This is a genomic window from Arthrobacter sp. ATA002 (assembly GCF_026898095.1).
Classification (GTDB): domain Bacteria; phylum Actinomycetota; class Actinomycetes; order Actinomycetales; family Micrococcaceae; genus Arthrobacter_B.
Window position 1 is genome coordinate 683,993 of sequence record NZ_CP114015.1, and the last position, 26,932, is coordinate 710,924.

The window sequence follows — 26,932 nt, forward strand, 5'->3', positions numbered from 1 at the left end:
TCAGCCGCAGGCTGAACTGCCCTCCGCTGCTGCAACGCCGCTACAGCCTCGGTTCGAACATCACCACGCTGGCCAGGTTTTCCCATCCCAAATATCTGTACAGTTCCAGGCCGTCGGCCGTGGCTACGAGAAGACCGGCTTCGACGTCGTGTTCCAGTGCCACCGCCGTCAAAGCGCGCATGACGTAGGTGCCCAGCCCGCGCCGGCGGAACTGCGGTTCAGTGACGATGCGGTCGTAGACGGCCAGATCATTGACCACGGCCACGCTTCCCCGGGCGGCCGGCTCACCCCGGACGTCACGATGACCGTGCCAAGCCCCGCCCCGCGCACGGTCTCGGTCTCGAAGCCGTCCAGTGGAACCGGGTCTTCGATGTCCTGACCGGCCATGTCCAGGGACATGAACACCTCATCCGCGGAGCGGACGCTCAGCCCGTGGACCAGGGCGGCGCCGTGGATGTCGTTGGTGCGGCCGGTGACGATGGTGAACAGGCGCTCGGGACTTTTGCGGGCGGAGGAGGCAAGTGCGGCGAACTCGTCATGGGAGGGTTCCAGCGCGAAGTACTCCCAGTCTTTGGTTTTGTCGTGCAGGAACGCGGAGAGGAAGCGGCCCTCCCGGCGCGTCTGGTAGCCGCGGGCCTGCGCCCAGCCGGTGACCCAGGTCTCGAGCAAATCGTCGTTCAGCACTGTCATGAATGAACACTAACGGCGCAGGCGGGGGAAAGGTACGGGGCTGATGAAATACGGGGCACTGCCGCGGTCTACCCTTGATGAGTGGCTTTGAATCGAATTGCTTTGTACTACGCGTTTACGCCCCTTCCGGACCCGGAGGCGGTGCGTCTGTGGCAGCGCGCCCTCTGCGAAAAACTCGGGCTCCGCGGACGGATCCTCATCTCCCCCGACGGCATTAACGGAACCGTGGGCGGAACCCTCGATGCCGTGAAGGCCTACGCGAAGGCCACCCGCGAATATCCGGCCTTTAAGAAGATGGACATCAAGTATTCCGAGGGCGGGGCGGAGGACTTTCCGCGCCTGAGCATCAAGGTCCGGGAGGAAATCGTCAGCTTCGGCGCCCCCGGTGAACTCAAGGTGGACCGGGACGGAGTGGTGGGCGGCGGCACGCATCTGCGCCCCGAGCAGCTGCACGAACTGGTCGAGGAGAAAAAAGCGGGCGGCGAGGAGGTCGTGTTCTTCGACGGACGCAACGCCTTCGAGGCGCAGATCGGCCGGTTCAAGGAGCGGTGGTGCCGGACGTGGCCACCACGCACGACTTCATCGCCGAGCTGGACTCCGGAAAGTATGACGACCTGAAGGACAAGCCGGTGGTCACCTACTGCACCGGCGGCATCCGCTGCGAAGTGCTCTCCTCGCTGATGGTCAACCGCGGCTTTAAGGAGGTTTACCAGATGCAGGGCGGAATTGTCCGCTACGGAGAGACCTATGGGGACAAGGGCCTGTGGGAGGGTTCCCTCTACGTCTTTGACAAGCGCATGCACACCGAATTCACCGACGACGCCGTGACCATCGGCACCTGCGTCCGCTGCGCGGCGCCAACCAGCAAGTTCGAGAACTGCTCCAATCCGTCCTGCCGGAAGCTCACCCTGTACTGTGCCGACTGCGCTGCCGACCCCGGTACGCTGCGCTGCCCGGACGGCTGCACCGAATAGCGGTGCACCGCCGGGCAGCGGACGGGCACTAGGCGGTGGCGGTTTCTGATGCCCGGGCTTCCCCGGTGCCGCCGCCCCCGGAGGGTGTAGGTGCCGCGGTCCAGGACCACGGTGTCCCCCACGCGGGTCTGGAAAACTGCGCCGGTTTCGGTCTTCCAGATGCTCGTGGTCAGTTCGTCACCCGGAATCACCGGGGCGGCGAAGCGGACGCTAAGCGAGCCGAAGGCATCGGCGTCGGATCCGGAAATCGTTTCCAGCAGGGCTCGGCCGGCGAAGCCCATGGTGCACAGCCCGTGAAGGATCGGTTTCTCGAATCCGGCCAGGGCCGCCATTGCCGGGTCGGAGTGAAGCGGGTTGCGGTCTCCGTTCAGGCGGTACAGCAGCGCCTGGCCGGGCGAGGTTCTCTCCGCCTCAACCTGATCGGCCGGCCGGTTCGGCACCTCCCACCCGTCCGCCGGCGCCGGCTCCGACCCGAAGCCTCCCTCCCCGCGGATGATCATGCTGGTCACGGAGGTCGCCGCCGTTTCGCGGGTCTTAGCGTCGAGCAGCTCAGTGGTCAGCTCAATGACGGCGTTTTTGCCTTTGTCGTAGACGGCGCTCATGAAACTACGCGGAATCACCGTTCCGGCGGGCGCCAGCGTTCGGTTCAGAGTGATGGACTGGCCGCCGTGCAGAATCTGGGAGAGCTTGAAGTCTCCAAGCGAGTCCATCGATCCGCCGGAACCGCCCAGCAGTACCGCAAAGGTCGGCAGCACGCTTTGGCTGATGCCGCGGGAGTTTTCGGTGGTAAAGGCAAGATTCCTGGTTTGGTCCCGGGCACCGGCTCCCACGCTCAGTGCGTACAGGAGCGCATCCTTGGACTCCCAGGAAACCGGAGCCCCTTCGGAGACCTTACCGATGTTCTGAATGTGGATTGCCATGACGTTCCCTCTCGTGAGACTTTTCGGGATCGGGTCCCGGTGGGCTGGTTGCCGCCGTGTGTGGCATAGGTCACTTTGGCAATGTTATAACGCTGTTCTAGTTTTATCCGGCGGCCGGGACCGCGGCCCGGGGCCGCCGCAGTGCCGCGGCGGAGGTCCCGATTTTCGGGAGTCTCCGGTATCCACCGGGCGGGGGTGCGGCGCAGCATCAGCGCCGCGGCCACGGACAGGGCTGCGAAGACGAAGACGAAGAGAAAGGCGGCGCTGATTCCTTCCTGTGCCACTGCGGCCGTGGCCGGGTCTGTGTGTCCGGCGAGGATGTACGCGCCGATGGCGACGGCGGCGGACTGCCCGACGTTGCGGATCAAGGTGTTGGTCCCGGCGATCTCGGAGGTGTGGCTTTCCGGAACCACCTCGATGAGCAGGTTCGGCAGTGCACCGTAGGCCAGCGAAATGCCAATGCCGTTGAAGATCATGGCGGTTGCAAACAGTACGGCGCTTCCGTACGTCAGCAGGATGAGCGGCACCACCAGGGCCACCAGTGCCAGGCCGGCAATAAAGACCGTGCGGGCGCCGTACCGGAATGCGAGCTTTCCGCCCAGGGGCGAGAAGACGTAGCCCACCAGCAGGGTGCTGCTGATCAGGACGCCGGCGGAGGTGGGTGTGAAACCGAGTCCGTACCCCAGCGACGCCGGGGCCTGCATGATCATTTGCGCGGGAACGTTTCCTCCGCCCAGCGGGCCGACGGCGGCGAGCACCGTGGCGGTCATGGCCAGTGCGATCTGGCGGTTCTTGAACATCCGCAGGTTCACGATCGGTGATTCGACCCGCAGCTCCCACCAGGCCCACACCGCGGTGGCAGTGATGCCCAGGCCGATCAAGCCAAGGAACTCCAGCGACAGGAAGCCGGTTTTGGGAGCGCCGGAGAAACCGAGCAGGACGGCACTGACCGCGACGGGCAGCAGGACAGCCCCAAGATAATCGGGTTTGTCCCGGCTCGGCAGTGTCCTGTCGCGGGGAATCACGAGTTGGACACTGACGGCGGCCAGAATCGACACGGCCGCGGCGAAGACGAAGATTCCGTGCCAGGAGAAGGCATCGATCATGAAGCCGGCGATGAGCGCGCCGCCGGCGCCGGCGATCAGGGCAGAGGCGCCGATCATGGAAATGCCGACCGGAACCCGCTTTTCGTCGAGGTGCTCGCGGGCCAGTCCGAAGGCCAGCCCCAGCACGGCGCCCGTCACGCCCTGAATAGCGCGCCCGAGGATGATCATGCCCAGGGAGCCGCCGAGCAGGGAAACAACGGAGCCGACGGCGGCAATGGCCAGGGCAATGACCATAACCCTGCGCCGTCCATACAGGTCACCGAAGCGTCCGCCGAGGACACCGGCGGAGGCCGACACCAGGAGGAAGGCGGTGACAACCCAGGCAACGGTGTTGGCGTCCACCTGGAAATCCCGGATCAGGGTTGGCAGCGTCACGTACATCATGGACAGCTCAAAGGCCGAAACAATTTCGGCCAGCACCAGGACCAGGACAATGGGCGCAAAGCCCCGGCGCCTGTGTTGCCGCACGGTGGAGGACATCGGTGTCCATCCTTTCTCGGTGAGAGATAAAAAGGGCCGGCATGCACCGCGCACTGTGATGCGGTGCATGCCGGCAGCCCGCGGAAATTCCGCCGGCGTTGCCTACGCCGTGGCGGAAACCACGTCTTCCGGATCGGTGACCGTCCCGCGGCGGATGTTCCGCTCGCCAACCGTCTCCGGTACCCAGGGCTTGGGGTTGCGGCTCAGCATCAGCCCCATAATCACTGAGAGCACGGCAAAGGCCAGGACCAGGAGCAGAGCGGCGCTGATGCCCTGCTGCGAAATTGCCTGGGTTGCCGGGTCCGTGTTCCTGGCGAGGATGAAGGCACCGATGGCGATCGCGGCGGACTGGCCGACGTTGCGGATCATGGTGTTGGTTCCTGCTGTTTCCGAGGTGTGCGTTTCCGGGACCACCTCAACGAGCAGGTTCGGCAGCGCACCGTAGGTGAGGGATATGCCGACGCCGTTCAGGGTCATCGCCACTATGTACATCGCCACGTTGCCGTAGGTGAGCAGGATGAGGGGGAGGACCAGGGCCATCAAAACGAGCCCGCCGATAAACACAATGCGTGCCCCGTACCGGAAAGCAAGTTTCCCGCCCACCGGGGAGAGGGCGAAGCCGACGAGCGCGGTAAGGCAGATGATGACGCCCGACTGGGTGGGGGTGAAGCCCAGCCCGTACCCCAGTGATTCGGGGGACTGCATGATCATCTGCGAGGGAACCGACACGCCGCCCAGGGGGCCGACGGCGGCGAACACCGTGGCGGTCATGGCCAGGGCAATCTGCTTGTTTTTGAACATCCGCAGGTTCACGATCGGTGATTCGACCCGCAGCTCCCACCAGGTCCAGACGGCGGTGGCAGCGAGGCCCAAACCGATCAGGCCGAGGAACTCCACCGATGCGAAACCGGTTTTTGAGCTGTTGGAAAGTCCCAGCAGCAGTGCGCTGACCGCAATGGGCAGCAGGATGGCACCAATGTAGTCCGGCTTGTCGGCGGTGGGCGCGTTGGTGTCACGCGGGATGATCAGCTGGATGGCCACAGCCGCGATGACTGCCAGGACCGCGGCGAAGACGAAGATGCCGTGCCAGGAGAAGAGATCGATCATGAATCCGGCAATCATGGAGCCGGCGGCCCCGGCGATGAGGGCCGAGGCGCCGATCATGGAAATGCCGACCGGAACCCGCTTTTCATCGAGGTGCTCACGGGCAAGGCCGAAGGCCAGGCCCAGCACAGCCCCGGCGACACCCTGAATGGCGCGGCCGAAGATGATCATGCCGAGGGAACCGCCGAGCAGCGAAATGAGCGAACCGACGGCGGCGACGGCCAGGACAATGACCATGACCTTCCGACGGCCGTACATGTCGCCGAAGCGGCCGCCCAGCACTGCGGCGGAGGCTGAGACCAGCAGATAAGCGGTGACAACCCAGGCGACGGTGTTGGCGTCCACCTGGAAATCCCGGATCAGGGTCGGGAGCATGACGTACATCATGGACAGTTCGAAGGCCGAAATGATCTCAGCCAGGACAAGGACTATGACTACTGGCACAAAGCCGGGGCGCTTGAGCGCCCGTGTGGTGGAGGACATCGGTGTCCTGCCTTTCCTATGAGGTCAACAGATTGCAGCGGCGCCGGGCCGACAGGTATCGGGCGGCGGTGGAGCAGGTGATCTTTAGAAAGGTGGTGCAGCTGCAGGTGGAGATAGTGGTGCGGATGCAGATGGTGCGGACGGGTAACGGCTGCTAGCCGTTGCCGTAGGCGACGGATTTGGTCCAGAAGAACTCTTCGAGGCCCTCCAGCCCGCCCTCGTTGCCGTTGCCGGAATGGCCGATGCCGCCGAAGGGTCGTTCGGCCACCGCGCTCATGGCTCCGTTGACGGTTACCTCACCGGTTTCCAGGGCTTCGGTGACACGGATGGCGCGCCGGGCATCGCCCGTCCAGACGTATCCGGAGAGTCCGTACTCGGTGCCGTTGGCCAGGGCAATGGCCTCGGCCTCATCCTTGAACCGCGTGATGGCGAGCACCGGGCCGAAGACTTCCTTCTGTGCCAGCTCGCTGGAGGGGTCGACATCGGCCAGGACGGTGGGGGGATAAAAGAACCCGTCGGCAAGGTCCCCGGCCAGCCGCTGGCCGCCGGTGACCAGGCGCGCCCCCTGTTCCTGCGCCCGGGAAACCATCGACTGAATCCGGTCGATGGCGGCCTGGTTGATGACAGGTCCGCAGACCGTTCCGATGTCCTGCGGATTTCCCACGGGGAAGGAAGACGCGATCGCGCCGATGGTTTCGACAAAGGCGTCGTAAATGGAGTCCTGTACCAGCAGCCGGGTGGGAAGTGCGCAGGCTTGTCCGCTCATGATGCCGAAAGCCATGAACGTGGAGTTCATGGCTGCGGCCTCGAGATCCGCATCGTCGAAAATCAGATTGGCCGATTTGCCGCCCAGCTCGAGCAGCACCGGCTTGAAGGATTGCGCGCAGGCAGCAGTGATTTTGCGTGCCGTGTCCGGTCCGCCGGTGAAGGTCACCTTCTTAACCAGCTTGTGTTCGACCAGGGCTGCGCCGGCTTCGGGGCCGCCGGGAATGACATTGAACACACCGTCGGGGATGCCGGCCTCGGTGACGAGATCGGCAAACAGCATGGCGCTGAAGGGGGTCAGCTCGCTGGGCTTGACCACCACGGTGTTGCCCGCGGCGAGGGCCGCGGGCACTTTCATGGCCAGCGACATCAGCGGCGCGTTCCAGGTGATGATCGCGCCGATGACTCCGTACGGCTGCCGCAGCGTGTGCCCGAAGGTCCCGCCGGCACCGACGACGGAGGTGATCCGGCCCAGGGGAAGTTTATCGGCCCAGCCGGCGTAGTAGCGGATCCATTCCGTGGCTGCAGTGACCGTGGGGTACGCATTGGAGCGGGCGATGCCGTTGTCGGCGATCGCCAGCTCGATGAAGTCCTCGGTGTGCTCTTCCACCAGCTGGGCCAGCTTGAGAAGGGCCTTGGACCGCGTTCCCGCCGGCGTGGCACGCCACACGGAGAAGGCCTGGTGGGCGGCGTTGACGGCGTCGTCGACGTCCTGCACTCCGGCCAGCGGAACCTGGGCGCTGGGCTGGCCGGTGGCGGGGTTAATGTGCGTGTGGATGCCTGCCCCGGCGGTGCGGGACTCCCCGCCGATGCGCAGAGTGACGGGCGGGAGGACAAAATCAGTGGTGGTTGTCATTTCAGATCTCCGGTTCGTAGCGCAGCATGGTGATTCCTGCTTCGGGGTAATCGCAGAACACGGGTTTAACCCGCATGCCCACCTGAATTTGGTCGTGGGCAACATTGACCAGTTCGGTGGAGAACTTGGGGCCCTCGTCCCACTGCACGACGGCGAGCACCAGGGTGCCTTCGTTCGCGAAGTGCGGGGCTACGGGCCGGGTGGAGATGGTGTAGGTGTACAGGGTTCCGGCGCCGGAAATCTCCCGCCACTCGAGGTCGTCGGCCAGGGTTCCCGGGGCCAGGGGGCGCGGATAGAAGATGTACTCACCAAGTGACGGTGAGAACTGGATGCGGATCCGGTGTTCGGCCAGCGCGTCCCAGAACGGTTTGGTCAGCGGGGTGGGGACCGGCATCGGCCGTTCCAGGACCGGAGGGTGTAATTGGTGCTCATGGTGGGTACTCCTATTCGCCTTCGAGGATCAGTGCCGTTTGTTCGCTCATGATGCCGCCGTTGCCCGTGACGAAGGCCCGGTTGCAGTCCGCCACCTGGGCCTCACCTGCACGGCCCATGATCTGGCGCACGCCGTCGATGACGTGGTGCATGCCGCCGGCGATGCCGGCCTGGCCGAACGAAAGCTGCCCGCCGGCGGTGTTCATCGGGAAGTCTCCGCGGAAGGTCAGGTCGTGTTCGCTGACGAACTGCATGCCCTTGCCCTTCTCGGTGAACCCGGCGTCTTCCAGGCTCATGAGCACCGTGATGGAGTAGCAGTCGTAGATGGAGACCATGTCCACCTCGCTGCGCTCGATGCCGGCCATGGTGAAGGCCTGGTCCGCGGCGTGGATCATCGGGGAGTGCATCAGGTCCTTGGCATAGGTCGGGGTCTTATAGGGGACCCGTTCGCCGAAGCCCTTAATCCAGACGGGGCGGTTTTTGGACTTGGCGGCCAGCTCCGCGTTTCCGATGACAATGGCCGCCCCGCCCTGGCACGGCATCACAATTTCGAGCATGTGCAGCGGGTCGGCAACCATGGGCGAGGCGAGGACATCCTCGACGGTGATCGGCTTCCCATGGAAGATGGCATCCGGAGTGGCGCAGGCGTTGGTGCGCTGGTCGACGGCAATTTTGGCCATGGCCCGCTCGTCGTACCCGAATTCGTAGCCGTAGCGCTTGGCGATCTGGCCGTACGGGCCGTTCTGTCCCAGGTTGCCGTAGGGAATCTCGAATTCAGCCTGCGGGGAGCCGTACGCGTTGGAGGAGGCGCCGAAGTACATCTTGTCGTCCATCACGAAGGGGCGGCGGGCGTCCGTCGGCACGTCGTGGGTGCCGGGGAAGGTGACGAGCACGGCGTCGCACAGCCCCAGTTCCACGGCCGCGGCTGCCCGCCAGACGGCTGCGGCGGACCCTGCGCCTCCGAGGTCGACAATTTCCGCAAAGTTCGCGTTGATGCCCAGGTATTCGGTAATGGTGGAGGGCACGAACATGTCGGCCTCTCCGATCAGCGGGGTCACGATGCCGTTGACCTCGGTGGCCGCCAATCCGGCGTCGTCCAGTGCTGCCTTCGAAAGCCGGGCCCACTGCTCCAGGTTGAACGTCTTTTCGCGGGCGAGCTTGCGCTCGGGAGGCAGTTCAAAGTAGCCAAGAATTGCGGCTTCTCCACGAAGTCCCATAGGTTTTCTTCTCCTCAATTGGTGGTGCCGGGGCGGGTGTGTTTTCCCCGCAGAAAGCCCGGCGGTTTTGCCATGCTCAGGTGGTTGTCTGCTGGAGGGGATGCCGGTCAGAACGGGCGGGGTCCGGAAGATTCAGGGGAGAAATCCGGATGCCAAGCTCCGGAAGAAACGGTCCCGCCTTGAGTGCTTCCAGCAGCCCGGGGTGCTCGGGTCCCAGCGCGTGTTCGCCGTCAGCAACGAACCCCAGGGCCCGGAGGCCGGAAACTCCCGGAGACTCCTCGCTTTCCTGCAGGATCAGGTCCGCGCCCTGCGCCCACCGGAACCCTCCGGCCGCCGGCTCGCCGCGGGGAAGGGCAGGCAGGGGAATCCGGTGGCTCCGAGGACCTCCCGAAGCACCAGGCCCGCCCGATCCAGATCCGGAACCAGCCCGAAGACCACCGGCAGCCGGGCCCGGGGTGCCTCGGTTTCCGGCCAGGGACAGGGGATGTTGAATTGGTTGTTGTCCCCGGCGATCTGTTCCAGCGTCTGCGGGGTGTGCACGATCTGGACCAGGAAACCGAGTCCTGTGTCCCGCGGATGCAGGAAGGCTTCCTGCCACAGCGGGTGCTCGGTATTTACGAGGATGGGCGCGATGCCCGCTTCCCGCGCGCCGGCAATGGCGGCGGATATGTCCCGGACCTTGAACGTGATGTGGTGCGGTGCCGCGCGTCCGCCGTTGTCCGCGAGAAAACGCTTGATGAAGGACTCGGGCGAGCTGCCCGGCTCCAGCAGTTCGAGCCGCATGTCCTCCGCCAGGGCAACCTGGCACGGGTTGAAGGCCGGCAGGCTGAAACCGCTGGCGAAGCGTGCCCCGAGTTCCCGGTGCAGCAGTGCGCCGGCACTGTTCCAGGCGGGAACGGCAAACGCCACATGGTCCAGCTCATGGGCGCTCATGCGCGCGCCCGGAGAACAGCGGAAGCTAGTGCCCGCGGGTTTTGGCCTGCTCGAGCCTGAGCCCGATCATCGCCACGAACCGGTCCAAAACGCCCGCCGCTTCCGGCATCGTTTTGTTGCCCGAGAGCAGCCGCCCCACCAGATCCATCAGGACGGCCCAGACCATGGCGGTAATATCCGCGGCCTCGTCCGGCGGCAGTGTGGAAAAGTCGCTGCGAAACGGTTCCTCGAGTACCAGCACAAGCTGCTGCATAAGCTCGCGGACGTTCGGATCCGAGGAGGTGCGCAGGATCAGGATGGTTTGATAGAAGTGCGGCTTCTTCTCGAACGCCGTGAGGGCCTTCCGCAGACGCTGTGCAACCCGCCCGGTTGTTTCCAGGCCGCTCGCCCAGGACTGGTCCGCGGAGTAAAACGGCACGCTCCAGTCGTAAAGGACAGTGGCGTACAGGTGTTCCTTGGAGGAGAAGTACCGGTACACCGTGCCCAGCGCAACGTTCGCTGTCGAAGCGACGTCGCGGATCTGAATCGATTCGAAGTCGGTCGAGCGCAGCAGTGTTTTCGCTGCATCCAGAATCCGCTGCCGGCGTTCCACCTGATAGGCAGGCAACTTCGTGGTGTCGCGCGTTAGTTGCCCGGCCATGAACCGCCTCCTGCTGGGATATCCGGTGGAAACCCAAAGTTACCACCGCCTTCCTGCCCTCCCGATCCCCGCACACCGGGCTACCGGTCCTTCCAGCGGATCAGTGCATCCAGCGCTTCGATCTGGTTTCCGGCAACCCGCAGCGGGTTGATTTCGAGCTCTTCAAGCTCGTCGCCGAGGCCCGCTGCTACTTGGGAGATGGAGAAGATGACTGCAGCCAGTTCATCCAGATCGGTGGGCTCGCCGCCGCGGAACCCGGTGAGCAGGTCAATCCCCTTCAGGGACTCGAGCATGCGCCGGATTTCCGCCGGCCCCACCGGGAGCAGACGGACTGCGGAATCCTTGAGTAGTTCCACCATGACGCCGCCGAAGCCAACCGCCAGTACCAGTCCCCAGCGCGGGTCCCGGACTACGCCGACCAGCAGTTCGGTGCCTGCGGGACGCATCGGGGAAACAGCGACGCCCTGGACGCGGGCGTCCGGGGCATGCTTTGCCACCGAGTCACGGATGAACCGGTAAGCCTCAGCCACCGCATCGGCGTCCTGCAGCATGAGCCGAACACCGCCGACCTCCGTCTTGTGGGCAATGTCCTCCGAAGCGATCTTCAGCACCACCGGGTAACCCATCGACTCCGCGGCAGACACCGCCTCCTCGGCGGAAGCAGCGACGGCGGCGGGGACATAGGGCACCCCGTGGCTGCGCAGGAATTCCCCGCTCTGCACTTCCGTCCATCGTTCAGCACCGTCCGGACGGGCGATGACGGGCGCGGCCGGCGGCACACCGTCCGCGGCGAGCTCGGCGGCCCGCTGTCCCCACCAGGCGCTGCGGGCGGCAGCCGGAATGCCCCGGTCAAACGAATCCGACGCATGCGGGAAACCATGCTCAGCGGCAAAGGCCCGGCCGAATTCGGTGACTTCGGTGGGCAGGAAGCTCATCGCGATGACCGGTTTGGGTGAGGACGTGAGCTGGCGCAGCATCTCATCCTGCGTCGCCCGGCTCATGTCCGCCATCGCCTGGTTCGCAGGCCAGGACCCGTTGACCACGACGAAGTCATAGTTCGGGTCATCGATGAAGCACTGGGCGGCCTTGGTGAGGATGGTGGGATCGATCGAAACGTAGCCGGTGGTGTCCATCGGGTTGTTGACCGTGGAGAAGACGGGCAGTCCGGCGTCATGCAGCCCCTGCACCGTTTCCGCGTGCGGGGACGGCAGTTCCAGTCCGGCGGCGTCGGCCTTGTCCGCCACCAGCGCGCACATGGCACCGGAACCGGTGACCACGCCCATTCGGGGTCCGGGAAGGGCGCCGTAGGCTTCGATCAGGCCCGCCGTGGCCACGAGGTCCTCGATGTTCTCGACCCGAATGACTCCGTACTGCCGGCACGCGGCGTCGATGACGGTGTCGTCGCCCACCAGGGACCCGGTGTGGGCGGCGGCCACCCGGGCGGACGCTTCGCTGCGCCCGGCCTTGAAAATGACGATCGGCTTGCCGGCCGCGCGGGCGCGGTCTGCGACGTCGAGGAACTGTGCCGGATCCGAAATCTGTTCCAGATAGGCGGCGATGACCTTGGTATGGGGATCATCGACCAGCACGCCCATGACATCGATAGCGGAGATCATGGCCTCGTTGCCGACAGTCACCGAAGTGGAACAGCCAACGCCCCGGGACGCCATGTAGGGCAGCAGATAGATGGCCAGGGCGCCGGACTGGCTCGCTATACCCACGCCGCCGCTGATCATGGGCATCTGCGTCATATGGCTGAAGGCCGCGACCTTGGCGTGGGAATTGATGAATCCGAGGTTGTTCGGCCCCAAAATCAGCTGGTCTGCTGCCCGCGCGCGCTCGACGAGCCGGGCCTGCAGGGCTGCGCCTTCCGCGCCGGCCTCACTCAGGCCGGCGGCCAGCAGGACCAGGTTGCGGATGCCCTTGACCCGGGCCTCCTCAAGGATCTCCTCCAGGGAGTTGGTGCCGGTCAGCACGATTGCCAGGTCCGGGGCCTCGGGCAGGTCGGAGATCGACGGGAAGCTGGGCTGGCCGTGGCAGTCCTCACCGCGGCGGTTCACCAGATAGAGCTTGCCGTCGAAGCCGCCGGCAATCAGGTTGCTGTAGGTGAAATGCGACCAGGTGGACCTGGTGTTCGCCCCGACAATAACGATGGATTTGGGCTCGAGAAGTTCCTTGAGCCGGGTCGGATTGAGGGGCCTGGTGCTGTCGGTTTCGCTCGTCAACGCTGTCATGCGAAACGCTCCTTTCGAATAAGCATGGATGTGGTTTCCCCGAAACGGGGCCGGTGCCGGGGAGGTTGTGCTTAGGTGCGGGGAGACCAAGAATGCGCTCGGCGATGACGTTGAGCTGGATTTCAACCGTTCCGCCGCCAATCAGGACCTGCGGTACCGAGAGCTGGCCCGTGACGGCGTCGCCCGGAGCCGCAGCGAAGAGGGCTCCCGGCCCGGCCAGGGCGAGGACCCGGGAGGCGGCTTCGCGGGTGAGCCGGGCATGCGCCACCTTGGCCAGTGACGATCCGGCCCCAGGGTCATGCCGTTGACCTGGCGCAGGGTCTCGCGCAGGTTCAGCGCTCCGATGGCGGAGCTGAGCGCGGCGATGTGCCCCAGCGAGGCAAAGGCTTCGCTTTCGCTGCCGGTGTAGCTGCCCTGGCTGATCATGGACCGCAGCGCTTCCTCGGTCCCCACGGACACTCCCGCGGAAATCTGGGTCCGCTCGTTCTGGAGCGTGGTGGCGGTAATGCGCCAGCCCTGGCCCGGTTCGCCCAGCAGGTAGGCATCAGGCACAAAGACGGAGTCAAGGAAGACCTCGTTGAATTCCGCGTCGCCGGTGGACTGCTTCAGCGGGCGGACCTCCACTCCGGTGCTGCGCATATCCACGAGGAAGTAGCTCAGTCCCTTGTGCTTGGGAACCTCTTTGTCCGTCCGCGCGAGGCAGATGCCCCAGTCGGCCTCGTGGGCCCCGGAGGTCCACACTTTCTGCCCCTGTAATTCCCAGCCGCCCTCAACCTTGACGGCCCGGGTGGCCAGACCGGCCAGATCGGAACCGGCGCCGGGTTCGGAGAAGAGCTGGCACCAGATCAGTTCGCCGCGCAGTGTCGGCAGGGCGAACTGTTCCTTAACCTCGTCGCTGCCGTACGCCAGGATGGTGGGCATGGCCCATTCGCCGATGACCGACGACGGCTGAGTCAGCCCGCGGCGGGCGTATTCCTGGGAGATGACCACCTGTTGGGCGGGGGTGGCGCCCAGCCCGTAGGGGCGGGCCAGTGCGGGGCTGCAAGTCCCGCTTCGGCGAGAAAGGACCGCTGGGATCCGCGCGAGTACCAGCGGCCGCCGTCGTGTTCATTGACCAGCGTTTGCGCTGTGTCCAGCAGCCGGCCGATGCGGGCACGGAAGGCCGGATCCTCGTCGGGCAGTTCGATGTCGATGCGGCGGTCCAGTTCCAGGGCCGTCCTTCCGGCATCCGTCAAACGCCCGCCCAGGGGTGCCGTCTGGGCGCCAAGGGTCATGGCCCGTCGCCAGAACAGATGTGCGTCGTGCTCCCAGGTGAAGCCGATGCCGCCAAAGATGGTCACTGCTTCGGTGACAGCCTCCACGGAAGGGACAATGGCTGCGGAAATGGCCGCACCGGCAGCCAGCTTCTGCTGGTTCCGGTCCTGGTCCAGGGACACCAGGGCGGACCACGCTGCTGCGGTTGCCAGTTCGGCGCTGATGAGCAGGTTGGCGCATTTGTGCTTGACAGCCTGGAAAGATCCGATCGGAGCACCGAACTGTTCGCGCATTCTGGCGTACTCAGTGGACGCTTCAACAGCCCAGCGCATAATGCCGGCCGCTTCCGCGCCGAGCAGTGCAGCTTGGAGCGCCTCCACATGGACGGCATCCAGGTCTTCCAGGATTGCCTCGGAACCGACTGCCGCTCCGGAAAGTTCGAGGGTCCCGGCGTCGCGCGTAAGGTCTGTGCAGGCGGCGGCGGTGCGGGTGATGCCGGAGCTCCCGGCATCGAGCAGCGCAAACCGGGCGGCACCGTCGGCCGTGAATCCAATGACCAGGAGTTCCGCGGACAGCAGCGAGAGGACATGGGCGCTGCCCTGCAGCACCCATCCGCCGTCAGCCGCCGGGACGGCGTTGATGGCTGCGGAGGGAAGGACCAGAGCGCCCTGGGCTCCCTCCGCAAAACCGGCCAGGCCGCGGGCCCCGGCCTTGCAGTCACCGGCTGCAGCCACGGCGGCGCTGGCGAGGACCGTTGACAGGTACGGGCCCGGAACCAGGCGGCGGGCGAACTCTTCCACCACAATGGCGGTGTCGGCGACGGCTCCGCCCTGTCCGCCGTGCTCTTCGCTGATGTGCAGGGCGTGCAGGCCGTTTTTCACCAGCTCGTCCCAGTACGGCGCCCGTCCGCCGGCACCGTACGCCGGCAGCTGCTCACGCGTCGCCGAAATATCAGCGAAGCGGGAAGCAAAATCGGAAGCCGCGGCACACAGGTCGGTGTGCTCTTCGGTGAGGGCTAGCGCCATGTAATGACTCCAATGTCATGGACTCGCCGGTCCGGCTGGGGCACGCGGACGGCGTATGTCGGGTTCATAAACTGAATTTGGACTCTAGTTCACAAATGTGACGCAGACAACACTTTGCTTGGTTGGGGTCGCAGAAATGGCAGGGAGGGCGGGAGTCCGGGCCCCCCTGGGCACCGCACTGTCCGCCGGCGCTTCAGGCGGTGGCGGCTGCCCGTGCGGGCGGTTTGGCGCACATGTAGCATGCGGCCTACCATCCGGCATCGACGCCGGGTACGGAGCGGCCGCAGGGGGCAGATATGACGCAGGAGTACGCAGACAGCACCGAGCACATCAACCGCACGGAAAACGCCCGGGAAACCGCGGGCACTGGTGCCCTTGAGGACTGGGACCGCATTGTCGACGTCCTCGTGGTCGGCTCCGGCGCCGCCGCCCTCACAGCGGCCATAACGGCTGCGGAACAGGAGCAGGACGTCCTCGTGGCGGAAAGCACCGACCTGTGGGGCGGCACCACCTCCATCTCCGGCGGCGGGCTCTGGATGCCCAACAATCCGCTGATGGCTGCGGCCGGAGTGCCGGACAGCACCGAAAAAGCCCTGACCTACATGGAGACGGTGATTGACGACGTCGGCCCGGTCTCCTCCCGGGACCGCAAGCTCGCCTTCCTGGGAGCCATTCCCGATGTCGTCACCCTCCTGTCGTCCCTGGGCGTGCGCTGGATGCGGTCCAAGGATTATCCGGACTACTACCCGGATAAGCCCGGCGGCATGACGGGCCGGTCGCTGGAGGTTAAAGCCTTCGACACCAGGGAACTGGGCACCTGGTTTAAGTCCTCCCGCGCCGCGGCCTCGGGCATTCCGGCGCCCCTGGCCACCGACGACGTCTGGGAGCTGTCCCGCGCATGGTCCACTCCGAGCGGCTTCATCCGCGGCGCCCGCTTTGTCTTCCGCACCGTCGGCGGCCTGGTCCGCGGCAAGCGGCTGTACGGACTCGGCGGCGCCCTGTCCTCCTCGCTCATGCATATTGTCCGCCGGCAGCAGACGCCGGTCTGGCTGTCTTCGCCGCTCACCGGCCTGATCCAGGACGACGGCGGCGCGGTGGTGGGCGCCGTCGTCGCCCACCGCGGCCGCGCCGTGCGGATCCGCACCCGGAAGGGTGTTGTGCTGGGCGCCGGCGGCTTTGCCCGGAACGCCGAGTGGCGGAAAAAGTACCACGGGCTGGACCAGGAATATTCCTCCGCTCCGGAAGGGGACCGGGGGGACGTCATTGACCTGGTGGCGCAGCGCGGCGGCGCTTTGGCGCTGATGGACGACGCCTGGTGGGGTCCGTCCACGGTGGGCCCCGGCGGCGGGGTCGCCTTCTCGCTGGCGGAACGTTCCATGCCCTATTCCCTGGTGGTGGACTCCTCCGGGCAGCGCTACCTGAACGAATCGGAGTCCTACGTGGACTTCGGGCACCATATGCTCGAGCGCGACAAATCAGTGCCGGCCAATCCCTCGTGGCTGGTGATGGACGCACGGCACCGGCGCCGCTACCTGTTTTCGGCGATCATGGTCGGGCGGAAGAAGTGGGCCGCCGAAGGCCTGCTGCTGCAGGCCGGCACCGTGGCGGAGCTGGCCGAAAAAATGGGAGTTCCGGCAGCCGGCCTGGTTTCCACCGTGCAGCGCTTCAACGAATTTGCCCGCACCGGCGTGGACGCCGACTTCGGCCGCGGCAACACCGACTACGACAACTACTACGGCGACCCGGGCGTGAAGCCGAACCCGAACCTCGGCGCCCTGGAAAAGGGGCCGTTCACCGCAGTGCGGCTCTATCCCGGTGACCTGGGCACCAAGGGCGGACTGGTAACCGACGCTGATGCCCGGGTCCTGCGCGAAGACGGATCGGTCATGGAGGGCCTGTACGCTGCCGGAAACACCACGGCCTCGGTCATGGGACGGACCTATCCCGGCGCCGGGGCCACCATTGCTCCGGCCGTGGTATTCGGGTACCTCGGTGCCCTGCACGCGGCGGGCCGGACAACCGGCGCCGGAACCGGATCCGGAACGCCAGCAGGAGCGCACGCCGAAGCCGCCGCTGGAAGCACCGGTACGGAGGCGGCACCCAGTCAGCCATAAACTGGAGCGGTGACTGATTTCGCCGGTGTTCCCGATGCACCCCAGAGCTCCGACCTTCCCCTGCTCTCGGCTCTTGCCGCGGATTTGGCGGCGGCACGCTACACCGTAGACGGAGTGGCGGACTTCCTGGGGGAGTCCGCCGCAGCCGCACTGGGCCGGGACCAGCTGGTCCCGGCGTTGCTGCGCTGCCGGGACGAGGCGCGGCAGGACGCCCCGGCGCCGGTCTCCGTCCTGATCCGGTTATGGCTGGCCGGTGATGACCTCGACGCCGCGGCGCTGGACGGCGCGCTGCCCCGGACCGGCACACGGAGCCTGCTTGCGCTGGGGCTGCTCGAACCGGTGCCGGAGGCAGCGGGAGATGACCGGCGCGGCGGCCCCGCCGGACTCTACCGTGCCGCGGTTGACCTTCGCCCCTATGAGATTGCCGGTGCTGCCGACGGTGATGCGGGCAGCGCAGGTTCCGGCAGGGACGACAGCGCCGGCACCGGACTCTGGGTGGCCAGTGACCTGGGCGCACACCAGCGTCCCGGCGTGCTGCGCCATGACCACGTGCTGGGAATCGGGCAGGCCTCCCTGAGCCTGGCCCAGCTGACCGTGCGCCGCAGCGTGGACCGGGCGCTGGACCTGGGCGCCGGCTGCGGCATCCAGGCCTTCCACCTGCTCGGGCACGCCCGGCACGTCACCGCGACGGACATCTCCGAACGGGCGCTCGCCTTCACCCGCTTCAATCTGCTGCTGAACGCCGGAGCGTTGGACCTGGACCCGCAGCGGCTGCAGGACCGGGTGTCGCTGCGGCTGGGCAGCCTGCTGGAACCGGTGGCCGGAGAGCAGTTTGACCTGGTGGTTTCCAACCCGCCCTTTGTGATTACACCCCGACGCACCGGGGAGGTTTCCGAAGACCGCTTTACCTACCGCGACGGCGGCCTGGCCGGCGACGCGGTAGTCGAGACCCTGGTGCGGTCCCTGCAGGAGGTGCTGGTTCCGGGCGGCACCGCACAAATGCTGGGCAACTGGGAGATCCGGCGGGGAGGCGGGGAGGGCCAGGACGGCCGTGGGGACCGGCCGGCCGGAGGTGATGTTGCCGACACCGGGGCCCGGGGTACCGGCACCGGCACCGACATCGAGACCGGCACCCATCCCGGCACCGGCGCGCCCGGCGCTGCCGGGTGGTCCGCGCGCATCGAATCCTGGCTTGCGCCGGAAACTGACGCATGGGTGATCCAGCGCGAAGTCCTGGAGCCGGCCGAATACGCCGAGATGTGGCTGCGGGATGCCGCCGAAAACCGGGACCGTGCCGAATACTTGGCGTCCTACGCAGCATACCTCGCGGATTTCGCGTCCCGCGGCGTGACCGCCATCGGGTTCGGATCCCTGTTCCTGCGCCGGCGCACCGCCCCGGAGGCGGCACCGCTGCGCCGCTTTGAAGAAATTACCCACCCGCTGGAACAGCCCGTGGGGCCGCACCTGGGCGCCGCCGTCGGGCGCTTCGACTGGCTGGCGGCGCGTCCTTCGCTGCTGGCCGAACACCTGGAGGTGGCCGACGACGTCACGGAGGAACGCCACGCGCGTCCCGGTGCGGAGCACCCGGGGGTAATTCTGCTGCGCCAGGGCGCGGGCCTGCGCCGGACCAACCTGATGAGCACCGAATTGACCGGGTTTGTGTCCGCCAGTGACGGCGAACTGTCCGTGGGTCAAATTATCGGCGCCCTCGCGGCCCTGCTGGGGCGCCCGGACCCGGACTTTCCCCGGGACCTGGAGGCGGAGGTCCGCAACCTGGTGCTGGACGGATTCCTGGTCCCCGCGTCCCGCTAGCACCCTTCGCTGTTTTGGCAGGGAGTCAGCAACTCCCATTCAATGCAGTTACCCTAGTGCTGGGGCATCCCGCATACTGTCTGAGGATGAACCGGGCCAGGCACCAGAGCCCGGACCAGCCCCTTACCCTTTGAATCACCTTTGTTACGTAGGAGAACAGTGCCAGTTAAGGCGACGGACAAGAAGACCGGCAAGAAGTTAGTCATTGTCGAGTCTCCCGCCAAGGGCAAGACCATTGCCGGCTATTTGGGCGAGGGTTTCGAGGTGACGGCGTCCATGGGTCACATCCGTGACCTTCCGCAGCCCTCCGACCTGCCGGCCGAGCTGAAGAAGACCGCCGTCGGCAAGTTCGCTGTGGATCTCGACAACGACTTCGAGCCCTACTACGTGGTGTCCCCGGACAAGAAGAAGAAGGTGGCCGAGCTCAAGGCTGCCCTCAAGGACGCCGATGAACTCTACCTCGCAACTGACGGTGACCGTGAGGGCGAAGCGATTGCCTGGCACCTGCTCCAGGTGCTCAAGCCCAAGGTTCCGGTGCACCGCCTGACCTTCCCCGAAATCACCAAGGAAGCGATCCAGCGCGCGCTGCTGGAGATGCGCGACGTCGATGTTGCCATGGTTGATGCGCAGGAAACCCGGCGTATCCTGGACCGCCTGTACGGGTACGAGATTTCCCCGGTGCTCTGGCGCAAGGTGGCCCGCGGCCTGTCCGCCGGCCGCGTGCAGTCCGTCGCCACCCGCCTGGTCGTGGAGCGTGAACGCGAACGCATGGCCTTCCGCCCCGCCTCCTACTGGGATCTGCTGGGAACCTTCGCCACCGGCGCTGCCGAGTCCTTCAAAGCCAAGCTGGTGTCCGTGGACGGCTCCCGCGTGGCCACCGGCAAGGACTTCAGCGACCTGGGCCAGCTCAAGGCCAAATCAGTGACCCACCTGGATGAAGCAGCGGCCACCTCGCTGGCCGCGAACCTGGAATCGTCCTCGTTCACCGTCCGCTCGGTCGACACCAAGCCGTACACCCGCCGTCCGGCGGCTCCGTTCACCACTTCCACCCTGCAGCAGGAAGCGGCCCGCAAGCTGCGCTACTCCTCCAAGGTGACCATGCAGGTGGCCCAGCGGCTGTATGAAAACGGCTACATCACGTATATGCGTACCGATTCGCCGGCGTTGTCGGACCAGGCGATCAACGCCGCCCGACGGCAGGCCTCGGAGCTGTACGGTCCCGAATACGTACCCGAAGCCCGCCGGGTGTACAAGGGCAAGTCCAAGAATGCGCAGGAAGCCCACGAGGCCATCCGCCCCGCCGGTGACTCCTTCCGCACCCCGGCGCAGGTGGCGTCGTCGCTGCGGGGTGACGAATTCAAGCTCTACGAACTGATCTGGAAGCGCACCGTCGCTTCGCAGATGGCCGACGCCAAGGGCTCGACGGCGTCCGTCCGCCTGGGCGCCGTGGCCTCCGACGGCCGCAACGCCGAGTTCTCGGCCTCCGGCACCGTCATTACGTTCCGCGGCTTCATGGCCGCTTACGAAGAGGGCCGCGACGCCGCCCGCGACGACGACGAGGGCACCGACGGCGCACGCCTGCCCGTCCTCAAAGCAGACGACGTGCTCACGGCCGCCGAGCTGAACGCCGTCGGGCACGAGACGTCCCCGCCGCCGCGCTACACCGAGGCGTCTCTGGTCAAGGTGCTCGAAGAGCTCGGCATCGGCCGTCCGTCGACGTACGCGGCCACCATCTCCACCATCATGGACCGCGGCTACGTCACCAACCGTGGCCAGGCACTGGTGCCGAGCTGGATTGCGTTCTCCGTGGTTCGCCTGCTCGAAGAGCACTTCACGGACTACGTGGACTACGACTTCACCGCCGAGCTGGAAGAGGACCTGGACCGCATTTCCCGCGGCGAGGCCGGCCGCGTGGAGTGGCTGAACCAGTTCTATTACGGCGACCGCGTGGACACCGGACTGCACACGATCGTGAACGACCTCGGTGAGATCGATGCCAAGGCGATCAACTCGATTGAAATTGCGCCCGGCATCCTGCTGCGCGTGGGCAAGTTCGGTCCGTATCTGGAACGCCCGCTGCCCGCGGACGCCCCGGAAGGCACCGAGCCCGAACGGGCCAACGTTCCCGAGGACCTGGCCCCGGATGAGCTGACCGCCGAAAAGGCGGTCGAACTGATGGAAACGGCCGGGCCCGAGGAACGCGTACTGGGGGAGGACCCCGAGACCGGACGCACCATCGTGGCCCGCAACGGCCGCTACGGTCCGTATGTGATCGAGCTGATTCCGGAGCCCACCGAAGAGGAGCTGGCCAAGCAGCCGGTCGAGTACTACAAGAACGGCAAGCCCAAGCCCCCGAAGAAGCCCGTGAAGGTCAAGCCGCGCACCGGGTCGCTGTTCAAGTCCATGAGCGTGGACACCGTCACGCTCGAGGAAGCGCTGAAGCTGATGAAGCTCCCGCGCGTCCTGGGCGCCGACGCCGAGGGCACCGAAATCACCGTGCAGAACGGCCGCTTCGGTCCGTATCTGAAGAAGGGCACCGACTCGCGGTCGATCGGTTCGGAAGAGGAAATTTTCACCATCACGCTGGAGCAGGCGCTGGAAATCTACTCGCAGCCCAAGCAGCGCGGCGGCCGGCAGGCCGCGGCTCCGCTGGCCGAGTTCGGCACCGATCCGGTGTCCGAGAAGCCCATCGTGGTCAAGGACGGCCGGTTCGGTCCGTACATCACCGACGGCATCACCAACATCACGGTGCCCCGGTCCACGGCGATCGAGGAACTGACCCGCGAACAGGCCATCGACCTGTTGGCGGAGAAGCGCGAAAAGGGCCCGGCCAAAAAGCCGGCCGCCCGCAAGCCCGCAGCGCGCAAGCGTGCACCGGCGAAGAAATAGGCCGCAGCCTGGCCCCGGTTATGCCTCTGCCCGTCCGGCTCCGGCCGCCGCGTCCTGAAGCCGGGGTCCGGCGCGGGATAATGGTGTCATGCGTTTAGGCGTCCTCGACATCGGATCCAATACCGTCCACCTCCTGCTGGTGGACGCCCATCCGGGTGCCCGGCCGGTGGCGTTTGCCTCCCATAAGCGGCCGCTGTCGCTGATCGCCTATTTGGGCGACGACGGCGCCATCACCGAAGCGGGGCAGCGCGAACTCATCGAGTTCGTGGCCGAGGCCGGGGAGTTTGCACGGCGCCACCGCGCCCAGGACCTGCTGGCCTTCTGTACGTCGGCTATTCGGGAAGCGGCCAACGGCGGGGCGGTCCTGGCCCGGGTGGAAGCCGAAACGACGGTCCGGCTGCGGGAACTGAGCGGCTCCGACGAGGCGTCGCTGACGTTCCTCGCCGCCCGCCGCTGGTACGGCTGGGGAGCCGGCACACTGCTGGACCTGGATATTGGCGGCGGATCCTTCGAGCTGGCGCAGGGCGCCGACGAGCTGCCCGAAACAGCCCTGTCCCTGCCGCTGGGAGCCGGCCGGCTCACCCGCGACTGGCTCGCCGGCGACCCGCCCACGGCCAAGAGCATCAAGAAACTGCGCAAGCACATCCGGGCTTCCGTCCGGGAGGCAGCCGCGGTCTTCGAAGGCTCCGGCCGTCCGGATCTCGCCGTCGGCACGTCCAAGACGTTCCGGTCGCTGGCCCGCATCGCCGGGGCCGCGCCGTCGGCCGCCGGCCCGTACGTCCGCCGCCGGCTGCTGCGCACCGACCTGGGCCTGTGGACCAAGCGGCTGGAAACCATGAGCATCGATGACCGCAGCAACCTCGGCGGCGTGTCGCTCGTCCGCGCACCGCAGGTGCTGGCCGGAGCCATGACGGCTCATGCGGCCATGGAAGCCTTCGATCTGCACGAACTCGACATTTGTCCCTGGGCGCTGCGCGAGGGTTTGATCCTGCAGCGGTTCGACACCCTGCGCTTCGAATCCGATGGGCCGCTGCCGGACAGCCCCCTGCCGGAAATTTCGCTTGAGCCGGCGACGGCCGCCTCGCCCGGCACCTTCTACGGAAAGTCAGTTGAATGACCATTTCATCCCGAATTTCCCGCACCGAGAACAACAGCACGCCGTTTATTCCGGTGGCCCTGTCCAGTGCCTCCGTTTACCCGCTGAGCGTTCACGACACTTTCGCCGTAGCCCACGACCTCGGGTACGACGGCGTCGAGGTCATGGTCACGGGCAATAACGACAGCCAGAGCCCGCAGACCCTGAATGCGCTCAGCGAGCGGTATTCGCAGCCGATCATGGCGATCCACGCACCCACCCTGCTGCTGACCCAGCAGGTGTGGGGCAAGGCCTGGACCAAGATCGAACTCTCCGCGGCCATGGCTGCCGAGGTGGGCGCCAAGACGGTGGTGGCCCATCCGCCGTTCCGCTGGCAGTCCGGATACGCCGAGAACTTCGCCGAGGGCGTGCGGCGCATCTCCGAGCAGTACGGGGTGACCATTGCCGTGGAAAACATGTACCCGTGGCGGGTGCGCGGACGCGAAGCCAAGGCCTACCTGCCACACTGGAACCCGGTTACTGAGCCCTACGAGCATGTGACGTGGGACTTCTCGCACGCCGCCATCGCCGGCATGGACTCCTACGAGGAGCTGCAGAAGCTGGGCAGCCGCCTGCACCATGTGCACCTGACCGACGGCACTCCCAACGGGCGCGACGAGCACATGCTGCCCGGGGAAGGGACCCAGCGCTGCGCCGAGGCGCTGCAGTACCTGGCCGAAACGGGGTATGCGGGCGTGGTCGCCATCGAAGTGAGCACCCGCAAGGTCAAGGGCGCCGGAGAGCGGGAGGACCAGTTGAAGCAGACCCTGGACTTCACCCGCATGAATTTGGGCCAAATCTCCGAATAGCGGCGCCGCGGGCCGGCAGGTCCAGTCCCTGACCGGTTCCGGGCCTCCGATACGGGAGCGCAGTGCGTGCCGTGACAGAATCGGGGCATGGATACCGGAACTATGCATCTGACCTTTTTGGGCTGCGGCTCAATGAATGAAGCCATTCTCGGCGGCATCCTCGCCGGCGGAATGCCGGCGGACCGGGTGAGCGCCACGGTGCGGCGGCCTGAGCGGGCCGAAGAGCTGCGGGAGCGCTACGCCGGCCTCACCGTGCTGGCCGGAAACGAGGATCCCGAAGCCAACCGCACTGCGGCAGCCGCTGCCGACGTCGTCGTCGTCGGGGTTAAGCCCGTGGGCGTTGCCGCCCTGCTGGCGGAGATCGCTCCCGTACTGCATCCGGGGACCGTGGTCGTCAGCGTCGCTGCCGCCGTCTCACTTGAGCTGCTGGAAGGCGGGCTCCCCGACGGGCAGCCGGTCATCCGTTCCATGCCCAACACGCCGTCCCGGGTGGGCCGCGGCGTCGTTTCACTGTCCGCGGGAACCCATGCCACGGATGCAACCATGGCGCTGGCCGCCGAACTGTTGTCCGCGACCGGCCGGGTGGTCCAGGTTCCGGAAGAACAGGTCGACGCCGTGTCCGCAGTGAGCGGCTCCGGTCCGGCCTATGCCTTCTACCTGGCCGAGGCCATGGCCCGCGCCGGCGAAGAGCTGGGCCTGGATCCTGACCTTGCGGCCGTGCTCGCCCGCGACACCGTCGCCGGGGCCGGCTACATGCTGGCGGAACCCGGCGCCGACGCCGGAGCGCTGCGCCGTGCGGTCACCAGCCCCAACGGCACCACCGAAGCCGCCATCCGCAGCTTCGACGAGCAGGACCTGCCCGGCGTCGTCGCCCGCGGAGCGCGTGCCGCAGCCGAGCGTGCCGCGGCGATCACCGCGGAGCTTTCGGGTCCGAAGTAGCACCTTCCGGCGGGGCTGCGGCCGGCGGGGCTACGGCCGGGCGGCGAAGCGCTCGAGCAGGTCCACGTGTCCGGAAACAATGAGCATGTCGCGGGACGAGACCCTGGTGTCCGCACGGGCATAGGTGAAGTCCTCGCCCGGGGACTTTACCCCCACCACCGTCACGCCGTATTTGGAGCGCACATTGGATTCGCCCAGTGTGAAACCCTGTGTTTCACGCGGCGGATACATCTTCACGATGGCGAAGTCGTCGTCGAACTCGATGAAGTCGAGCATGCGGCCGCCGACCAGGTGGGCTGCGCGCCGCCCGGCGTCGGCTTCCGGATAGATCACGTGGTTCGCACCGATCCGGGTCAGGATCTTGCCGTGCGCTGAGGTGATTGCCTTGACCCAGAGGTGCTCGATCCCCAGGTCCACCAGGTTCACGGTGATCAGGACACTGGATTCGATCGACGTGCCCACGCCGACGACGGCGGCGGAGAAGTCCTGCGCGCCCAGCTGTTTGAGGGCATCGATGTTGGTGGCATCGGCCTGCACCACATGGGTAAGGAGGGTGGACGCTTTCTGGACCAGGTTCGGATCCCGCTCGATGGCCAGCACCTCGCGGCCCTGTTTAACCAGCTGTTCGGCGGTGGCGGAGCCAAAGCGTCCCAGCCCGATCACCAGGACGGGGGCATTGTGGGCTGGTCTGTCAGCCAATGATGGGCCTCTCTTCGGGGAAGTGGTACAGCGTGTTGCGCTGGCGGGTGGCCAGGGCCGCAGCCAGGGTGATGGTACCCACCCGGCCGGCGAACATCAGGGCCGAGAGCACGTACTTGCCTGCCGGCGGCAGTTCTTCACTCAGTCCTATACTCAGCCCCACGGTGGCAAAGGCGGAAATCACCTCGAAAAGCACCGGTTCCAGCGTTTCTTCCGTGATGGCCAGCAGAGCCACCGTGGACACGGCGACCAGGGTGGCGCCCAGGACGACCACCGAAATGGCCACCCGCATCGCCCCGAAGGCTATGGTCCGGCCAAACGCCCGGACATCCGAGTCTCCCCGGGCTTCCGCCACGATGGCCAGGAAAATCACGGCAAGGGTGGTGACCTTTATGCCGCCGGCCGTGGACGCCGAACCGCCGCCGGCAAACATGAGCATGTCAGTGATGACCAGCGTGCTGGAGTCCAGATCGGACATGTCCACGAGGTTGAAGCCGCCGGAACGGGTCATGACGGACGCGAATACTGAGTGCAGGATCCGGTCGCCCACGCTCATTTCGCCGATGGTTTTCGTGTTGAACCATTCGAAGGCGCCCAGAGGATGCTGCCGCCGACCAGCAGGATGGTCGTCACCAGCAGGGTGAGCTTGGTGTGCAGGTTCCACCTGCGGACGCGGAGCCGGCTCTGCAGCAGGACCATGATGACCGGGAAGCCGAGACTGCCGACGAAGACCCCCACCATCAGGGGCACCAGGATCCACAGGTCCTCGTCATAGGGAACCAGGCCGTCGGAGTGCGGGGTGAAGCCGGCGTTGTTGAACGCGGAGACGGCGTAAAACACCGCATGCCAGAGGGCCTGTCCGGGGGACTCGCCCAGAATGATGAACCGCGGGGCCATGACCAGTGCCAAAATGAGTTCGATGACGACCGTGGTGGTAACCACGATGCGCAGCAGGGAACCAACTTCTCCCAGCCGGCCCGTGTTCATGCCTTCCTGGGCGATCAGCTTGCCGCGCACGCCAAGCCGCCGGTTCACGGCCAGCGCCAGCAGCGATGCCATGGTGAGGATGCCCAGGCCGCCCACCTGGATGGCGATCAGGATCAGGACCTGGCCGAAGCCGGACCAGTGGGTGGCCGTGGAAACAACTGTCAGTCCGGTGACGCAAACGGCGGAAACCGCGGTGAAAAAGGCGTCGTAGAGGGAGTGGCCTGGCCGCTGCTGGCCGAAGCCGGCAGCGAAAGCAGGGCCGTGAACAGTAGGATGACCAACGCGAACACAATGAGTGCCAGCCGTGCGGGTGAGCTCGCGGCCAGGGAATCCACGAAGTCGCGCAGCGCGGAGAATACGGATGAGGGGCGAAGCTGCCGCAGCTGCAGCCGGGGCTGCGGGTTGGTTGCCATATTCGTGCTTGTTCCTTGGTTC

Annotated in this window: 18 protein-coding genes and 4 pseudogenes; 7 read left to right on the forward strand and 15 right to left on the reverse strand. The window is 66.3% G+C overall.

The annotated features are described in order from the left end of the window. Nucleotides 1-40 precede the first annotated feature (40 nt). Both OL239_RS03515 and OL239_RS03520 read right to left on the reverse strand, forming a co-directional pair. Nucleotides 41-268 (reverse strand): annotated as a pseudogene (locus OL239_RS03515) (GNAT family N-acetyltransferase); the annotation flags it as partial. Then, nucleotides 169-690 carry a hypothetical protein gene (locus OL239_RS03520; RefSeq protein WP_268910758.1) on the reverse strand — a complete coding sequence of 174 codons (522 nt, stop codon included), beginning with the start codon at nucleotides 688-690 and terminating at the stop codon, nucleotides 169-171. The gene OL239_RS03520 and the pseudogene OL239_RS03515, both read right to left, overlap by 100 nt. Before the next feature lie 81 nt (nucleotides 691-771). Between OL239_RS03520 and trhO the strand changes: the two are divergent. Then, nucleotides 772-1,664, forward strand: a pseudogene (gene trhO, locus OL239_RS03525) (oxygen-dependent tRNA uridine(34) hydroxylase TrhO). Between the two features lie 122 nt (nucleotides 1,665-1,786). Here the strand turns inward: trhO and OL239_RS19300 are convergent. The 11 genes and pseudogenes from OL239_RS19300 to OL239_RS03580 all read right to left on the reverse strand — a co-directional run. Continuing rightward, a pseudogene (locus OL239_RS19300) lies at nucleotides 1,787-2,584 on the reverse strand (MaoC/PaaZ C-terminal domain-containing protein); the annotation flags it as partial. Beyond that, on the reverse strand, nucleotides 2,497-4,170 hold the full coding sequence (locus OL239_RS03535; RefSeq protein ID WP_268910759.1) for an MFS transporter: 1,674 nt from the start codon (nucleotides 4,168-4,170) through the stop codon (nucleotides 2,497-2,499). The pseudogene OL239_RS19300 and the gene OL239_RS03535, both read right to left, overlap by 88 nt. Before the next feature lie 102 nt (nucleotides 4,171-4,272). Further along, a complete protein-coding gene (locus tag OL239_RS03540; RefSeq protein WP_268910760.1) occupies nucleotides 4,273-5,757 on the reverse strand; it encodes an MFS transporter in 1,485 nt (494 codons plus the stop codon). A 154-nt stretch (nucleotides 5,758-5,911) separates the two neighbouring features. Beyond that, entirely contained in the window at nucleotides 5,912-7,378 is a 1,467-nt protein-coding gene (locus tag OL239_RS03545; protein WP_268910761.1) for an aldehyde dehydrogenase family protein, read from the reverse strand. A 1-nt stretch (nucleotide 7,379) separates the two neighbouring features. Further along, nucleotides 7,380-7,772, reverse strand: a complete 393-nt coding sequence (locus tag OL239_RS03550) for a Zn-ribbon domain-containing OB-fold protein (RefSeq protein ID WP_268910762.1) — start codon at nucleotides 7,770-7,772, stop codon at nucleotides 7,380-7,382. Between the two features lie 49 nt (nucleotides 7,773-7,821). Then, nucleotides 7,822-9,027 carry a thiolase family protein gene (locus OL239_RS03555; RefSeq protein ID WP_268910763.1) on the reverse strand — a complete coding sequence of 402 codons (1,206 nt, stop codon included), beginning with the start codon at nucleotides 9,025-9,027 and terminating at the stop codon, nucleotides 7,822-7,824. 294 nt (nucleotides 9,028-9,321) lie between these two features. After that, complete coding sequence (locus tag OL239_RS03560; RefSeq protein ID WP_268910764.1) at nucleotides 9,322-9,960, reverse strand: VOC family protein; 639 nt, start codon at nucleotides 9,958-9,960, stop codon at nucleotides 9,322-9,324. Nucleotides 9,961-9,985: 25 nt separating this feature from the next. After that, nucleotides 9,986-10,600, reverse strand: coding sequence for a TetR/AcrR family transcriptional regulator (locus tag OL239_RS03565; protein ID WP_268910765.1), 615 nt, complete (start codon nucleotides 10,598-10,600; stop codon nucleotides 9,986-9,988). 80 nt (nucleotides 10,601-10,680) lie between these two features. Beyond that, nucleotides 10,681-12,834 carry an acetate--CoA ligase family protein gene (locus tag OL239_RS03570; RefSeq protein ID WP_268910766.1) on the reverse strand — a complete coding sequence of 718 codons (2,154 nt, stop codon included), beginning with the start codon at nucleotides 12,832-12,834 and terminating at the stop codon, nucleotides 10,681-10,683. Between the two features lie 141 nt (nucleotides 12,835-12,975). Beyond that, the gene (locus OL239_RS03575; protein ID WP_268910767.1) at nucleotides 12,976-13,824 is read right to left on the reverse strand and encodes an acyl-CoA dehydrogenase family protein; all 849 of its coding nucleotides are present in this window, start codon (nucleotides 13,822-13,824) and stop codon (nucleotides 12,976-12,978) included. Then, the gene (locus OL239_RS03580) at nucleotides 13,788-15,113 is read right to left on the reverse strand and encodes an acyl-CoA dehydrogenase family protein (RefSeq protein ID WP_268910768.1); all 1,326 of its coding nucleotides are present in this window, start codon (nucleotides 15,111-15,113) and stop codon (nucleotides 13,788-13,790) included. The genes OL239_RS03575 and OL239_RS03580 overlap by 37 nt, the downstream gene beginning before the upstream one ends. 296 nt (nucleotides 15,114-15,409) lie before the next feature. Between OL239_RS03580 and OL239_RS03585 the strand changes: the two genes are divergently transcribed. The 6 genes from OL239_RS03585 to proC all read left to right on the forward strand — a co-directional run bounded on the left by OL239_RS03585 (nucleotide 15,410) and on the right by proC (nucleotide 24,811). After that, on the forward strand, nucleotides 15,410-17,227 hold the full coding sequence (locus OL239_RS03585) for an FAD-binding protein (protein ID WP_268910769.1): 1,818 nt from the start codon (nucleotides 15,410-15,412) through the stop codon (nucleotides 17,225-17,227). A 9-nt stretch (nucleotides 17,228-17,236) separates the two neighbouring features. Beyond that, nucleotides 17,237-19,039, forward strand: a complete 1,803-nt coding sequence (locus OL239_RS03590) for a DUF7059 domain-containing protein (RefSeq protein WP_268910770.1) — start codon at nucleotides 17,237-17,239, stop codon at nucleotides 19,037-19,039. Nucleotides 19,040-19,198: 159 nt separating this feature from the next. Then, nucleotides 19,199-21,928 carry a type I DNA topoisomerase gene (gene topA / locus OL239_RS03595; RefSeq protein ID WP_268910771.1) on the forward strand — a complete coding sequence of 910 codons (2,730 nt, stop codon included), beginning with the start codon at nucleotides 19,199-19,201 and terminating at the stop codon, nucleotides 21,926-21,928. Between the two features lie 88 nt (nucleotides 21,929-22,016). Continuing rightward, the gene (locus OL239_RS03600) at nucleotides 22,017-23,045 is read left to right on the forward strand and encodes a Ppx/GppA phosphatase family protein (RefSeq protein ID WP_268910772.1); all 1,029 of its coding nucleotides are present in this window, start codon (nucleotides 22,017-22,019) and stop codon (nucleotides 23,043-23,045) included. After that, a complete protein-coding gene (locus tag OL239_RS03605) occupies nucleotides 23,042-23,872 on the forward strand; it encodes a sugar phosphate isomerase/epimerase family protein (protein ID WP_268910773.1) in 831 nt (276 codons plus the stop codon). The genes OL239_RS03600 and OL239_RS03605 overlap by 4 nt, the downstream gene beginning before the upstream one ends. A gap of 87 nt (nucleotides 23,873-23,959) precedes the next feature. Continuing rightward, complete coding sequence (proC, locus tag OL239_RS03610) at nucleotides 23,960-24,811, forward strand: pyrroline-5-carboxylate reductase (RefSeq protein WP_268910774.1); 852 nt, start codon at nucleotides 23,960-23,962, stop codon at nucleotides 24,809-24,811. A 30-nt stretch (nucleotides 24,812-24,841) separates the two neighbouring features. Here proC and OL239_RS03615 read toward each other — a convergent pair whose 3' ends face one another. Together OL239_RS03615 and OL239_RS03620 are read right to left on the reverse strand one after the other, a co-directional pair. Further along, nucleotides 24,842-25,510 carry a potassium channel family protein gene (locus OL239_RS03615; protein ID WP_268910775.1) on the reverse strand — a complete coding sequence of 223 codons (669 nt, stop codon included), beginning with the start codon at nucleotides 25,508-25,510 and terminating at the stop codon, nucleotides 24,842-24,844. Then, nucleotides 25,503-26,910 (reverse strand): annotated as a pseudogene (locus OL239_RS03620) (TrkH family potassium uptake protein). Before OL239_RS03620 ends, OL239_RS03615 begins: the two are co-directional and overlap by 8 nt. Nucleotides 26,911-26,932: the final 22 nt, after the last annotated feature.

Coding starts and splice junctions, on each gene's coding strand:
- OL239_RS03570 (WP_268910766.1), bottom strand. CDS start 12,834: ATGACAGCGTTGACGAGCGAAACCGACAGCACCAGGCCCCTCAATCCG.
- OL239_RS03560 (WP_268910764.1), bottom strand. CDS start 9,960: ATGAGCGCCCATGAGCTGGACCATGTGGCGTTTGCCGTTCCCGCCTGG.
- OL239_RS03600 (WP_268910772.1), top strand. CDS start 22,017: ATGCGTTTAGGCGTCCTCGACATCGGATCCAATACCGTCCACCTCCTG.
- OL239_RS03535 (WP_268910759.1), bottom strand. CDS start 4,170: ATGTCCTCCACCGTGCGGCAACACAGGCGCCGGGGCTTTGCGCCCATT.
- OL239_RS03605 (WP_268910773.1), top strand. CDS start 23,042: ATGACCATTTCATCCCGAATTTCCCGCACCGAGAACAACAGCACGCCG.
- OL239_RS03545 (WP_268910761.1), bottom strand. CDS start 7,378: ATGACAACCACCACTGATTTTGTCCTCCCGCCCGTCACTCTGCGCATC.
- proC (WP_268910774.1), top strand. CDS start 23,960: ATGGATACCGGAACTATGCATCTGACCTTTTTGGGCTGCGGCTCAATG.
- OL239_RS03540 (WP_268910760.1), bottom strand. CDS start 5,757: ATGTCCTCCACCACACGGGCGCTCAAGCGCCCCGGCTTTGTGCCAGTA.
- OL239_RS03550 (WP_268910762.1), bottom strand. CDS start 7,772: ATGCCGGTCCCCACCCCGCTGACCAAACCGTTCTGGGACGCGCTGGCC.
- OL239_RS03565 (WP_268910765.1), bottom strand. CDS start 10,600: ATGGCCGGGCAACTAACGCGCGACACCACGAAGTTGCCTGCCTATCAG.
- OL239_RS03585 (WP_268910769.1), top strand. CDS start 15,410: ATGACGCAGGAGTACGCAGACAGCACCGAGCACATCAACCGCACGGAA.
- OL239_RS03555 (WP_268910763.1), bottom strand. CDS start 9,027: ATGGGACTTCGTGGAGAAGCCGCAATTCTTGGCTACTTTGAACTGCCT.
- OL239_RS03520 (WP_268910758.1), bottom strand. CDS start 690: ATGACAGTGCTGAACGACGATTTGCTCGAGACCTGGGTCACCGGCTGG.
- OL239_RS03580 (WP_268910768.1), bottom strand. CDS start 15,113: ATGGCGCTAGCCCTCACCGAAGAGCACACCGACCTGTGTGCCGCGGCT.